Raw genomic sequence first — 12,394 nt, forward strand, 5'->3', positions numbered from 1 at the left:
GCGTCCGCCGCGGGGCGAACTACTGATTCAATCATCCTAGGCGCCACCTTCGTTTGGAGGCGACACAATGTAACAACTATCGGGAATCAACTTTTGTTCCCGCTTACTTTACGTCCCGGTAGCTTTCCACCGCTAGGGCCTCGAGCAACCGTTCCAGCGCTGCCGCGCAGGCCTGACCGCGGATTTCGGGGCGGTTCCCAGCGAAGGAATAGGCGAAGGCAGCCGCCCCTGCAACCGTGGCGACGCCCACGAACACGGTCCCGACAGGTTTGCCGCCGTGCGGTTCGGGGCCGGCGACCCCGGTGGTGGACACTCCGATGTCGGCGCCGCAGACCCGGCGGGCGCCGGCCGCCATGGCGGCCGCTACCTCTCCGTCAACGGATCCAACTGCGTCCAGCAAGTCCGGTGAAACACCCAGCACCCCGGCCTTGACCGAATTCTGGTAGCAAACGATGCCGCCCTGGAGCATGCCCGAAGCGCCGGGGGTGTCCGCCAGCACGGCCGCCAGCATTCCCGCTGTGAGGGATTCTGCGGTGGCCACGGTCAGTGCGCGGTCGATCGCGCCGGCGACGGCCTCCCCGGCCAGACGGTGCAGATTACTCGCGTGGTGCGGTTCGGTCATGGGGTTCCCTCCTGTGGCTGCTGTTTCCGGGCCCGGATGCCGCTGGCCCGCAGCTTGAGTGCTTCGACGACGTACTCTCCGCCGGTCCACAGCGTGATAGCCAGCGCGAGCATCATCACGGAGAAGGCCACTACACCGAACCAGGGGGCCAAGGACGCGAGCGGAATGACGTAGAGGAAGATGGCGGCCGTCTGAATGACGGTCTTGAGCTTGCCGCCGCGGGAGGCCGGCATCACACCGTAGCGGATGACGAAGAAGCGCAGCGCCGTGACGCCCCACTCGCGGAGCAGGATCAGGATGGTCACCCACCACGGGAGTTCCTGGAGCAGTGAGAGCATCACGAGTGCCGAACCGATCAGCAATTTGTCCGCGATCGGATCCGCTATTTTGCCGAAGTCCGTGACCAGGCCACGGCTGCGGGCGATGTCGCCGTCGAGCTTGTCCGTGTAAATGGCCACGGCGAAGATTGCCGCGGCCACCCAGCGCCACAGCCCGTTGCCGCTGACCAGCCCCGGCGCGTCAGCCAGAAGCGACCAGACAAAAAACGGCACCAGCGCTATCCGCAGCATCGTCAGGATATTGGGCAGGTTCCAGATCCGCTGGGAGGATCCGGCGCTGTTGGCTTGGGCGCTAGTCACAGTCCTAGGCTACCGTCCGGTGAGTGACCAGGCGTCTTCGGAGCCGCCCTCGTCGTCGGAGTTGCCGTCGGCGCCGTCGAAGTACTCCACGTTCTGGCTGCGCTTGTCCAGGTCCGCCGCGACGAGATCCTCCGCGTACCCGCCCTGGGCGATATTCGAGTTGGCGTTCTCGCTCAAAGCGGCCGTCTGCGAATCGACGACGGCCGGGGCGTCCTGCCCCTTCATGGCAGCCAGGACTGCGGCGAGGTCATCCGGTTTGACCAGCACGTCGCGTGCTTTGGATCCTTCGGAAGGACCGACGACTCCCCGGGACTCCAGCAGGTCCATAAGGCGGCCGGCCTTCGCGAAGCCGACGCGCAGTTTGCGCTGCAGCATCGAGGTGGAGCCGAACTGGGTGGTCACTACGAGCTCGGTGGCCTGCAGCAGGACGTCGAGGTCGTCCCCAATGTCGTCGTCGATCTGCTTCTTTTGCGCCTCGGGGGCGACGTCGTCACGGTAGACCGCCTTGAGCTGGCCCTTGACGTGCTCGACCACCCTGTGGATTTCCGACTCGGTCACCCAGGCGCCCTGGACACGCATGGCCTTGGAGGCGCCCATCGGCAGGAAGAGGGCATCGCCTTGACCGATCAGTTTTTCCGCTCCCGGCTGGTCCAGGACCACGCGGGAGTCCGTGACGGACGACGTCGCGAACGCCATCCGGGACGGCACGTTGGCCTTGATCAGGCCGGTGACCACGTCAACGGAGGGCCGCTGGGTAGCGAGGACCAGGTGGATGCCGGCGGCGCGGGCCAACTGGGTGATGCGGACGATGGAGTCTTCGACGTCGCGCGGGGCAACCATCATGAGGTCGGCGAGTTCGTCGACGATCACAAGCAGGTACGGGTACGGCCGGATCACGCGCTTGGAGTCAACCGGCGGGTGGACTTTGCCGGCACGGACGGCCTTGTTGAAGTCGTCGATATGCTTGAAACCGTAGTTGGCGAGGTCGTCGTAGCGGGCGTCCATTTCCCGGACCACCCATTGCAGTGCTTCGGCGGCCTTCTTGGGGTTGGTGATGATGGGAGTGATGAGGTGCGGGACACCTTCGTAGGCCGTGAGTTCCACGCGCTTGGGGTCGACCATCACCATGCGGACCTCGTCGGGAGTGGCCCGCATCAGGATCGAGGTGATCATCGAGTTCACAAACGAGGACTTACCGGCACCGGTGGCTCCTGCGACCAGGAGGTGGGGCATTTTGGCGAGGTTGGCGACGACGTAGCCGCCTTCGACGTCTTTGCCGACACCCATGACCATGGGGTGGTCGGTGCGCCGGGCATTCTGGCTCCGCAGCACATCTCCCAGGGACACCGTTTCGCGGTCCGTGTTGGGAATCTCGATGCCGATCGCGGATTTCCCGGGGATCGGGCTCAGGATCCGCACGTCCGAGCTCGCGACGGCGTAGGAGATGTTCTTGGACAAGGCGGTGACCCGTTCCACCTTGGTTCCCGGGGAGAGCTCGATCTCGTAGCGGGTCACGGTGGGGCCGCGGCTGAAGCCGGTGACCTGGGCTTCGACGTTGAACTGGTTGAGGGTCTCGGTGAGCGAGGCGACAATGGCGTCGTTGGCCTCCGTGCGCTCCTTCGGGATAGACCCTGGGGTCAGCACGTCCGAGGACGGCAGGGTGTAGGTGACGTCGCCGGCCAGCGAGAGCTGCTCGGTTCGTTGCGGGATAGGCGTCGGCAGCGGGGGCCGGGGCGACCGGCTTCGAGGGCACCTGGGCGGCCGCGGCCACAGCGGGGTTGAGCGACCCCGCTGCGACCATGCCGGGGGTGACGAGCGGGATGGCCTCGGTGGCGTTATCGAGGTCCTGGCCGGGGTTGCCGCCGCCGGCCGGTCCGAGTCCTTGGGCAGCTTTGATCTTCTCGACGGCGATCTCGGCCTGGGTGGGCCGGCGGACACCGGGTGCAACCGATTTTGCGCCCTTTGCGGGCGGCCCGTCCTCGTCGTCGTCGTCGATAACAGCATGCTCGAAGGCCTCGTCGCCGACGTAGCCTTCGAGGCCGGCGTCGGCCTCGTCGTCCCTGCCGAACAGCCTCCGGCGCTTTTTCTTCGGCGCCGGAGCATCGTTTTCGTAGAGGTAGCTGCGGTCGTGGCGGTCGTCGTCGTCCTGGTCCTGCAGGTCGACGCCCATGAGGTGCTCGTAAGCACCCCGCAACCGGCCGGGAATCGCACCAAAGGGCGTCGCGGTGACGATCAGCAGGGCGGTGAAGGCAAGCAGGCTGTAAAAGACCAGCGGGACGGCCGGGTGGATTAACGCCAGCGGTGTGGCCGCAAGGTAGCCGAGCATTCCGCCAGCGCGCCGGAGCCCGTCGAAGCCGTCGACGACGTCGGGCTGGCCGCCGATGATGTGCGCCAGGCCGGAACCGGAGAGGGCCATCACAAGGAAACCTATACCAATCCGGTTGTTGCCACGCCCGTCCAGCGGCTGGCGGAACAGCCGGAACGCGCACACAAAGAGCATCAGCGGCAGCAGCAGTGACACCCAGCCGAACGTTCCGTTGACGACCGCGAAGACGCCATCGGGGAACCAGCCGGTGAGTCCCCACCAGGCGAACGTGGCGATGAAGACGCCGAGTGCGAGGTTGAAGAGGGCGGCGCCGTCGCGGCGGTCCTCGGGTGCAACGTCGCTGACGTCGTGGCCGATTCGGCGGATGCCGGCACCGACCACGTGGCCAAGACCCAGCCAGACGCCGGACAGCGCACGCACCGGCCAGGGCTTTTTCGTTTCCACGGCAGGCAGTTGCCGGTTTCTGGCGGTGCCTGCGGTCCCCCTTGGCCGGCTGGATTTGGATGCAACGGGGCCGGAGCTCCGACTTGCAGAACTGCCTGGTTTGCCGCTTGAGTTGCCTCTAGGCGCGGGGGAGGTACGTGTCGCCATACCCGCCACGGTACCGGACGTCAGGCCGAAAGACCCGGATTTCCGGGCTTCCCGGTTCCATGTTGCAGGCAGCAGAAAGGCCTCCCCCACCTGCCGCCGCCGGATGGCGGGGCTGGCCGGGGAGGCCTTCTTTCATGGTGCCTAGGCTTCCAGGACCACCGGGATGATCATGGGCTTGCGGCGGAGCTTGCGGTTGACCCAGGTGCCGACTACGCGGCGGACAACCTGCTGCAGCTGGTGCGTCGTGTGGTCCGTGCGGTTAAGGACGGCTTCCTCAAGCGCGGCATTGATCTTCGGGATGATCTCGTCGAAGACGGAATCATCCTCGGCCACGCCGCGGGCATGGATTTCGGGCCCGGAGACGACCTTGCCGGTGGCGCGGTGGATGACCGTGATGATGGAGATGAAGCCCTCATCGCCGAGGGTCTGGCGGTCCTTGAGGTCGGCGTCGGTGATTTCCCCCACGCTGGAGCCGTCCACGTAGACGAACCCGACCTCGACCTGGCCCACAATGTCTGCCTGGTGGTCGTGAAGGTCGACGACGGTGCCGTTGTCCGCGAGCAGGATGCTCTCCTCGGGAACACCGGACTCGAGGGCGATCTTGCCATTGGCGATCAGGTGCCGGGTCTCGCCGTGCACCGGCATCGCGTTGAGGGGCTCGAGGATGTTGTAGCAGTAGAGCAGCTCGCCGGCGGCGGCGTGGCCCGAGACGTGGACCTTGGCGTTGCCCTTGTGGATGACGTCCGCGCCGAGCTTGAGCAGGCCGTTGATAATGCGGAAGACGGCATTCTCATTGCCGGGAATCAGGCTGGAGGCAAGGATGACGGTATCGCCTTCGCCGACGACGACGCGGTGGTCCCCGTTGGCCATCCGGGACAGGGCCGCCATTGGCTCACCCTGCGAACCGGTGGACATCAGCACCACGCGGTTGTCCGGCAGGTTGTCGATGTTCTTGATGTCAACAACGGTGCCCGGTGGCACGTCCAGGTAACCAAGCTTTGAGGCGATGTCCATGTTGCGGACCATGGAGCGGCCGACGAAGGCGACCTTGCGGTTGTGCTTGACCGCAGCGTCGAGGACCTGCTGGACCCGGTGCACGTGGGAGGAGAACGAGGCGACGATGATGCGCTTGGAGGCCTGCCCGAAGAGGCGGTCCAGGGTGGGGCCGATTTCTTTTTCGGCCGTGGTGAAGCCCGGTACATCGGCGTTCGTGGAATCGGCGAGGAACAGGTCCACACCCTCTTCGCCCAGTTTGGCGAAGTGGCGGAGATCAGTGATCCGGCCGTCCAGCGGCAATTGGTCCATCTTGAAGTCGCCGGTGTGCAGCACGGTGCCACCGGCGGTGCGGATGAAGACCGCCAGGGCGTCGGGGATGGAGTGGTTGACCGCGACGAACTCGCATTCGAAGGGGCCGAGCTTCTCAACTTCGCCTTCGACGACGACGTGGGTCCGCGGCTTAATCCGGTGTTCCTGCAGCTTCGCTTCGATCAGGGCAAGCGTCAGCCGCGAACCGATGATCGGGATGTCCTGTCGCAGCCGCAGCAGGTACGGCACGGCACCGATGTGGTCCTCGTGGCCGTGCGTCAGGATGACGGCGACGATATCGTCCATCCGGTTCTTGATGTAGGAGAAGTCGGGCAGGATCAGGTCGACGCCCGGCTGGGTTTCCTCCGGGAAGAGGACGCCGCAGTCAACGATCAGGAGCTTGCCGTCGATCTCGAAGACGGTCATGTTGCGGCCGATCTCCCCCAGGCCACCGAGCGGCACGATCCGCAGGGTGTCCTTGGCGAGCTTCGGCGGCGTGACAAGGCCGGGAAGGGCAGTTTGGGTCATAGTGCGCTACTTTCCAGGTGGGTACCTGACGGCTCTGAGCTGATCGGGAAATTCACCCGATCAGGACGGCAGCAGTCCGGCTTCCGCCAAATCCTCGCGGATGATTTTGATCTCGGCCTCGCCCGGCTCCACGAGGGGCAAACGGACAACCGAGTTGGGCAGGATTCCCTGCCACTTAAGAACCTGCTTGGCAGCTACAGCACCCTGAATATGGGACATCACTGCACGGACCACGGGGTCCAGTTCGAAATGTATGGCGCGGGCGGTGGCAAAATCGCCTGCAAGAGCGGCATCAATCATGGCGCGGAACTGACGCGTCGCCACGTGTGCTGAGACGCTGACCAGGCCGACGGCGCCGGCGGACATCCACGGCAGCGTCAGTCCGTCGTCGCCTGAGTAAACATCCAGGTCGGTGTTGGCCAGGACCTTTGTGACGGCCCCAAAATCAGCCTTCGCATCCTTGAGCGCCACGATCCGCGGATGATCGGCCAACCGGATCATGGTTTCGGGAAGGATGGGGACCCCGGCCCGGCCGGGAATGTCGTAAACCATCACCGGGAGGTCGGCGGCGTCGGCCACGGCCTCAATGTGGGCCTGGATCCCGGCCTGGCTGGGCTTGTTGTAGTACGGGGTCACGATCAGCTGGCCGTGGGCGCCGGCTTTGACAGCACGCTTGGCCATCTCGATCGAGTGTGAGGTGTGGTTGGTACCGGTGCCTGCGATGACCTTGGCCCGGTCCCCGACAGCCTCGACGATAACGCGGAAGAGTTTTTCTTTTTCGTCGTCTTCCAGCGTGGAGGTTTCCCCGGTGGTGCCGGAAATAACGAGGGCGTCATTGCCGTCGTCGACGAGTTTGCTGGCCAGCTCTGCGGACTGCTTGTAGTCCACCTCACCGTCGGTTGTGAAAGGCGTAACCATGGCGGTTACGAGGTTCCCGAACGTGCACGAACGAATGTCAGAGTCAGCCATATGAAAAACGTTACCTTGTCCGTGGCATGTTATGACAACGGCGGTGATGTGATGAAGGTCAAATCCTGTATTCCCGGGGGCTTTTCGCGTTAATTTCAGGGCGGACAGGCAGCTTCGCCCTGACCCGGCGAGCAGTAGCGGCCGACGGCTTCCTCGCGCAGGGCTTCGGCCCACGCTGCGAGCCGCTGGACGGCGCGCACATAATGAAAAAGTTCGGTTGGCGTCAGCGCGTCGAGATCCGTGCCGGCAAGCCGGCGGGCAAGCTCTGCCCCCGGCGGTTGCTCGGCGAGCGCGACGCCCTCCGTGTGCCACTGGAAGTCCTCCGCAGACTCCCCCGCCACGAGTTTCCGAAAGAGGAAGTCAACGACGCCAGGGCTCATGGCTTTGAGCACCCCGGACCCGGCCACGGGAGGGCCACCCGCCGGAAGCGCCTGCCCGCGGACCCGCGCCCTGCCGCCGGCGCCGTGTTGACCGGCGCCGTGTTGACCGGCGCCGTGTTGACCGGCGCCGCCTTGTCCGGCACCTCTGGCGGGGGGCACCTGCATGGACGGCTCCTGAAAGGACGGCTCTGATGCGTTGTTCATGCGCCCATGTTATTAGAACATATATTCGAATACAAGAGTTCTGCGGGCGAAGGCATGGCCCCCTCGGCCAGCCCGGTGCTGCTCGTCCGCCCCGATCGCCACGTTGCTGGCGCCGGGGCAACCCCGGAGGCCGTGACCCGGAGGTGCCGGCAGTCGGACTGGTGTGACCCGGAGGTACAGGCCGCCGGACCGGTGTACCCCGGAACCATAACCTGACGGGGAGGTAGGGTGGCGGTCTGAGATCGAAATGACTGTGGGTATCGACCCGGACGAGGAGCGTTCCATGGCTGATGAGGCTGCATCCCGGTCCGGGGTTCCAGGCGCGATGGCAGGATATGCCCCCGACTTCCTCTCTGCCCGGATCGCGCCGCCCGAACTGGGCACCGGGATAGAGCACGATGCCTTCCTGTGGGACGGGACGGAAGCCATCCCGTACACCCATTTCTCGCTGTCATTGAGCAAGTCGCGCAGGTTCGCCCGGTGGGTCGCCTGGAACATCGACGGCGCCAGTATCCAGCGGCTGAGCCGCACCGGCCTGGACTTCAGGACAGACCCCAGGATTCCCGCGTCAGCCCAGGTCGGCAACGAACTCTATGCCGGGAACCGCCTGGACCGGGGACACCTGGCACGCCGCGCGGACCTGCTCTGGGGTGATCCCCACGAGGCCGGCCAAGCCAACCGGGACTCCTTTTACTACACGAACATCGCCCCTCAGATGGACGACTTCAACCAGAGCAGCCAGGACGGAGTCTGGGGCAGATTGGAGAACGCGCTCTTTGACGGCGTCGACGTCGATGACCTGCGGGTCAGCGTCTTTGCCGGACCGGTCTTCCACGACGATGACCGCCTCTACCGCGGCGTGCCGCTGCCGCGCGAGTTCTGGAAGCTGTTGGCGTTCGAGGACAACGGGACACTCAAGACCCACGCGTTCCTGCTCACCCAGCACCTCGACCAGCTCAAGGCCGTGCTGCATCTGGACGAGTTCAGGGTCTACGAGATCACCGTGGCCGAACTCGAAGACCGCACCTGCCTCCGTTTCCCCGCACAACTGCATGCTGGCGACACAACGACGCCGCTGGAATCGCTGGCCTTCGACAAGAGGGAACCGCTGGCCACCACCGCGGACATCCGCTGGTAGCGGCGCCCCGCAACCGGAGGCGGGAAAGGGTGCCCGCACTGCAACGGCGTCACCCTGGCGTCGACCGGAGTGTCCGCCGGCCGGGGCGCCAAGGTTCATATGAGACGATCAGAGCATGACCGCGCGCGGAATGTCCCCCGATTCCCGGGCCCGCGGCAGAACAGCCATCAAGTCCCGCAGCGGCACCGTCGGTTCGGCGCCGGGCGCCCGGCTCTCCGGCGTCGACGCCGCCCGCGGGCTCGCGCTGCTGGGGATGATGGCCACGCATGTCCTGCCGCTCTACGGCACCGATGCCCAGCTCACTCCGACCTGGGTCGGGCTCGTCTTTTCCGGCCGCGCCTCGGCGCTCTTCGCTGTCCTGGCCGGCGTCGGGCTGGCTCTGTCCACCGGCAAGCAGCAGCCGCTCGACGGCGCGAGCCTCTGGGCTGCCCGCCGCGGCGTCGCCTTCCGGGCCCTGGTGGTGGCCGCGATTGGCCTGTCGCTGGGCGGGCTGGAAGTCAACATCGCTATCATCCTTGTCCACTACGCCGTGATGTTCCTGTGCATCCTGCCGTTCCTGGGACTTGGCCCCAAACGGCTGCTGGTGTTCGCGGCCGCCTGGGTCGTGGCCGCGCCAGCGCTGGCCTTCATGCTGCGGCCCTGGCTGCTGTCCCCCACGCCTCCTCTGCAGCTGGGCCACAACCCCGGCTGGGAGGACCTGACGACTCCGGCGCAACTGCTCGGGGACCTCTTTCTGACCGGCTACTACCCCGTCTTCCAATGGATGACGTATCTTCTGATCGGCCTGGCAATCGGCCGGCTCGCGCTGGCGAAGGCGTCTGTGCCGGTCCTGCTGGTGGCGGCCGGAACCGTAGTGGCAGTCCTCTCCAAATGGCTGGGTGTGGTGATGATGGAAGATTGGGGCGGCCGGGAAGCCCTCCAGGCACAGCTGTCCGATCCGGCCTACCCGCTGGAAAGCGTTCTCCAGGTCAACCTGACGGGCGTCCAGCAGACCGGGTCCGGGTGGTGGCTGGCGGTCAGCTCCCCGCATTCCGGCGCCACCTTGGACCTGCTGCACACGTCCGGGGTCGCGGCTGCCGTCCTGGGAATCTGTCTGCTGCTCGGCAGGCTCGGCGACTGGGTGGAACTGGACCTGCTGCTCCCGCTGCGGGGCGCCGGAGCGCTGACCCTCAGCCTCTACACCGCGCATTTATGCCTGATGGCCGCGTTGAACAGCCAGCCGCTGCCGGCGGGCTGGACAGTTGAACTTGTGTACTGGATGCAGGTTGCCGCCGCACTGCTGATCGGCGGCATCTTTGCCCGGCAGGCGTGGCGCGGGCCGCTGGAGTGGGCGGCGCACTCCGCCAACCAACTCGGCCGGTATCAGCCTGCGCGCTTCAGTTAAGCGGCTCTACCCGGTGTCAGGCCGCCGGGGCCCCGGCACGGAACAGCTTCACGGCGTCGCGCATCGAGGCACGGGCGCGTTTGCGGTCGCCGGCGGCGTCGTAGGCGCAGCTGAGCCGGAACCAGGACCGCCAGTCCTCCGGTGCGGCGTCCGCTTCGTCGCGGTACTTCTCGAATTCACGGTCTGCGGCTTCCCGGATGATCCGCCCGGCCGGTGTACGCGGCAGGGTATCCTCCGGCAGGCCGCCCTCGGCTTCGAGGATCTTCGCCAGACGTTCGGTGCGGGCACCAAACAGCAGTTCCCGGACCAACGCCCAGGCACCGATCGCAGGCAGCAGCAGGTACGCCACTCCAATCGCCTTCGCGGTCAGGTTGGCGTCGGTCATCAGCAGGACCGCACGCTGGAAGGAGACCACGAGGTAAAAGACGAGCAGCAGCGTGACCGCGCCGACCCAGATTTTTGTGCGGTGGGATTTCAGGGTGCCCAGCAAGGTAGCCATGAACGCTAAAGACCCAGGTCCAGGTAATCGTCAAGGCCCAGCGTGAGCCCCGGCTTCATGCCGACGGTCCGCACGCCCAGCAGCACGCCGGGCATAAAGGAGGCACGGTCGAAGGAGTCGTGGCGGAAGGTCAGCTGCTCCCCCGGCCCGCCCAGCAGGACTTCCTGGTGGGCCACCAGGCCGCGGAGGCGGACGCTGTGGACCCGGACGCCGTCGACGTCGCAGCCGCGGGCACCGGCCATTTCACTGGTCGTCGCGTCCGGGCCGGCCGGAACTCCGGCGGCGGCCCGTTCGGCGGAGATCAGCTGCGCGGTGCGCACAGCTGTTCCCGACGGCGCATCAACCTTGTCCGGGTGGTGCAGTTCGATGATTTCGACCGATTCAAAATACTTCGAGGCCTTGGCCGCGAAGGCGGAGGCCAGCACTGAGCCGAGCGCGAAGTTGGGCGCGATCAGGACCCCGGTGCCGGGCTGAGCGGCCAACAGTTCCTCGAGCCGTCCGAGCCGTTCCTGGTCCCAGCCGGTGGTGCCGACGACGGCATGCATGCCGTGTTCGACGGCGAAGCGGACGTTGGCTTCCGTGCTCTCGGGGACCGTCAGGTCCACCACGATCCGGGCACCGGCCTCGACGAGGCTGTCAAGGGAATCGTTCCGGCCCAGGGCCGCGACGAGCTTTAAATCCGCGGCGGCTTCAACAGCCTTCACCGCCTCGGCGCCCATGCGCCCGTTCGCGCCGAGCACGGCGACTGCGAGTTGTTCGGTCATAGCAACAACCCTACCGCCGGGGCCGCGTCCGGCCGGAACCGGCGGCGGAGGGCGACGCGGCACGCGGAGGGTCAACAGGAACTATCCGCCCGCCCCGACCCACTCGACGGTGCCGTCGGCGAAGAACTGTTCCTTCCAGATCGGGACGCGGGCTTTGATCCGGTCCACGAGTTCCGAGCAGACCTCGAAGGCCTGTCCGCGGTGTGCGGCGGAGACTGCGCACACGAGCGCCGGGTCGCCGATCTCCAGCATCCCGATCCGGTGCGCGGCCCAGATCCGCACGGGCTGGGCGTCAGCGGTGCCGTGCCCTGGCGTGTGCTCGGCCACCAGGGCCGCGACGACGTCGGCCATCACCTGGTGCGCGCTCGGGTGTGCGCTGTAGCTGAGCCGCATGACGTGCTTGCCGCCGTCGTGGTTCCGGACCACGCCGCTGAAGCTGACGACGGCCCCGGCCGTTTCCGACTCGACCGCGGCTATGGCCTGGTCCACGGAGATCGGCTCGGCGCTGAGTACCGCCTGCACGACGTCGAATCCTGTGTCAGTGCCCATGGCCGCCTTCAAGTTGTTCGCAGAGATGTCCAAGGATGGGATCGAGCACGCCCAGGCCGTCCATGACGCCTTTCGGGGAACCGGGGAGATTGATGACGAAGGTCTTGCCGGCCGCGCCCGCGTGGCCGCGGCTGAGCATGGCCGTGGGGGTCTTGTCCGTGCCGGCACGGCGGATGCCCTCCATGATTCCCGGGATCTCCCGGTCCAGCAGGGGCAGGGTCTGTTCCGGGGTGGCGTCGGTCGGGCTCAGGCCTGTGCCGCCGCTGGTGATAATCACGGCCGGCTGCTGGCTCAGGAGGGCCCGGAGGGCGGCACCGACGGAATCGCCGTCCGGGACCACGAGGGCCGGGTACGGCTCGAAGCCGTGTTCGGTGAGCCAATCGACGATGACTGGGCCGGTCAGGTCCTCATAGACGCCGGAGGCGGCCCTGGTGGAGGCAATCACCACGCCGGCCTTCCGGCCCGTGACGTCTTCGTGGGTGTGTGGTTCGGGCATG

General features: G+C 66.4%; 11 protein-coding genes and 1 pseudogene. 3 read left to right on the forward strand and 9 right to left on the reverse strand.

The annotated features are described in order from the left end of the window. Window positions 1-103 precede the first annotated feature (103 nt). From KY499_RS05640 to dapA, 5 genes and pseudogenes are all read right to left on the reverse strand, one after another. The gene (locus KY499_RS05640; protein ID WP_123254472.1) at window positions 104-622 is read right to left on the reverse strand and encodes a CinA family protein; all 519 of its coding nucleotides are present in this window, start codon (window positions 620-622) and stop codon (window positions 104-106) included. Further along, window positions 619-1,260 (reverse strand): CDP-diacylglycerol--glycerol-3-phosphate 3-phosphatidyltransferase, encoded by a 642-nt coding sequence (gene pgsA / locus KY499_RS05645; protein ID WP_123254473.1) that lies wholly within the window; start codon window positions 1,258-1,260, stop codon window positions 619-621. Before pgsA ends, KY499_RS05640 begins: the two co-directional genes overlap by 4 nt. 9 nt (window positions 1,261-1,269) lie before the next feature. After that, window positions 1,270-4,177 (reverse strand): annotated as a pseudogene (locus KY499_RS05650) (DNA translocase FtsK). A 141-nt stretch (window positions 4,178-4,318) separates the two neighbouring features. Then, entirely contained in the window at window positions 4,319-6,010 is a 1,692-nt protein-coding gene (locus KY499_RS05655) for a ribonuclease J (protein ID WP_123254474.1), read from the reverse strand. 60 nt (window positions 6,011-6,070) lie between these two features. Next, a complete protein-coding gene (dapA, locus tag KY499_RS05660; RefSeq protein ID WP_219886432.1) occupies window positions 6,071-6,979 on the reverse strand; it encodes a 4-hydroxy-tetrahydrodipicolinate synthase in 909 nt (302 codons plus the stop codon). Window positions 6,980-7,182: 203 nt separating this feature from the next. Here dapA and KY499_RS18720 point away from each other — a divergent pair, with 203 nt between their 5' ends. From KY499_RS18720 to KY499_RS05680, 3 genes are all read left to right on the forward strand, one after another. Next, window positions 7,183-7,551 carry a pentapeptide repeat-containing protein gene (locus KY499_RS18720; protein WP_375141120.1) on the forward strand — a complete coding sequence of 123 codons (369 nt, stop codon included), beginning with the start codon at window positions 7,183-7,185 and terminating at the stop codon, window positions 7,549-7,551. 259 nt (window positions 7,552-7,810) lie between these two features. Beyond that, a complete protein-coding gene (locus KY499_RS05675) occupies window positions 7,811-8,701 on the forward strand; it encodes a DNA/RNA non-specific endonuclease (RefSeq protein WP_123254476.1) in 891 nt (296 codons plus the stop codon). A 115-nt stretch (window positions 8,702-8,816) separates the two neighbouring features. Further along, window positions 8,817-10,085 carry a heparan-alpha-glucosaminide N-acetyltransferase domain-containing protein gene (locus KY499_RS05680; RefSeq protein ID WP_123254477.1) on the forward strand — a complete coding sequence of 423 codons (1,269 nt, stop codon included), beginning with the start codon at window positions 8,817-8,819 and terminating at the stop codon, window positions 10,083-10,085. A 16-nt stretch (window positions 10,086-10,101) separates the two neighbouring features. On the opposite strand, the gene KY499_RS05685 is transcribed toward KY499_RS05680, so the two are convergent. From KY499_RS05685 to KY499_RS05700, 4 genes are all read right to left on the reverse strand, one after another. Beyond that, window positions 10,102-10,584 carry a hypothetical protein gene (locus KY499_RS05685; RefSeq protein ID WP_123254478.1) on the reverse strand — a complete coding sequence of 161 codons (483 nt, stop codon included), beginning with the start codon at window positions 10,582-10,584 and terminating at the stop codon, window positions 10,102-10,104. Window positions 10,585-10,589: 5 nt separating this feature from the next. Continuing rightward, a complete protein-coding gene (gene dapB, locus KY499_RS05690; protein WP_123254479.1) occupies window positions 10,590-11,348 on the reverse strand; it encodes a 4-hydroxy-tetrahydrodipicolinate reductase in 759 nt (252 codons plus the stop codon). 81 nt (window positions 11,349-11,429) lie between these two features. Further along, complete coding sequence (locus tag KY499_RS05695; protein ID WP_123254480.1) at window positions 11,430-11,897, reverse strand: molybdenum cofactor biosynthesis protein MoaE; 468 nt, start codon at window positions 11,895-11,897, stop codon at window positions 11,430-11,432. Further along, window positions 11,887-12,393 (reverse strand): molybdenum cofactor biosynthesis protein B, encoded by a 507-nt coding sequence (locus KY499_RS05700; RefSeq protein WP_123254481.1) that lies wholly within the window; start codon window positions 12,391-12,393, stop codon window positions 11,887-11,889. Before KY499_RS05700 ends, KY499_RS05695 begins: the two co-directional genes overlap by 11 nt. Window position 12,394 lies beyond the last annotated feature (1 nt).

It is taken from the genome of Arthrobacter sp. PAMC25284 (assembly GCF_019443425.1).
GTDB lineage: Bacteria > Actinomycetota > Actinomycetes > Actinomycetales > Micrococcaceae > Arthrobacter > Arthrobacter oryzae_A.

Coding starts and splice junctions, on each gene's coding strand:
- KY499_RS05695 (WP_123254480.1), bottom strand. CDS start 11,897: ATGGGCACTGACACAGGATTCGACGTCGTGCAGGCGGTACTCAGCGCC.
- KY499_RS18720 (WP_375141120.1), top strand. CDS start 7,183: ATGAAAAAGTTCGGTTGGCGTCAGCGCGTCGAGATCCGTGCCGGCAAG.
- dapA (WP_219886432.1), bottom strand. CDS start 6,979: ATGGCTGACTCTGACATTCGTTCGTGCACGTTCGGGAACCTCGTAACC.
- KY499_RS05655 (WP_123254474.1), bottom strand. CDS start 6,010: ATGACCCAAACTGCCCTTCCCGGCCTTGTCACGCCGCCGAAGCTCGCC.
- KY499_RS05700 (WP_123254481.1), bottom strand. CDS start 12,393: ATGCCCGAACCACACACCCACGAAGACGTCACGGGCCGGAAGGCCGGC.
- KY499_RS05640 (WP_123254472.1), bottom strand. CDS start 622: ATGACCGAACCGCACCACGCGAGTAATCTGCACCGTCTGGCCGGGGAG.
- KY499_RS05685 (WP_123254478.1), bottom strand. CDS start 10,584: ATGGCTACCTTGCTGGGCACCCTGAAATCCCACCGCACAAAAATCTGG.
- KY499_RS05675 (WP_123254476.1), top strand. CDS start 7,811: ATGACTGTGGGTATCGACCCGGACGAGGAGCGTTCCATGGCTGATGAG.
- dapB (WP_123254479.1), bottom strand. CDS start 11,348: ATGACCGAACAACTCGCAGTCGCCGTGCTCGGCGCGAACGGGCGCATG.
- KY499_RS05680 (WP_123254477.1), top strand. CDS start 8,817: ATGACCGCGCGCGGAATGTCCCCCGATTCCCGGGCCCGCGGCAGAACA.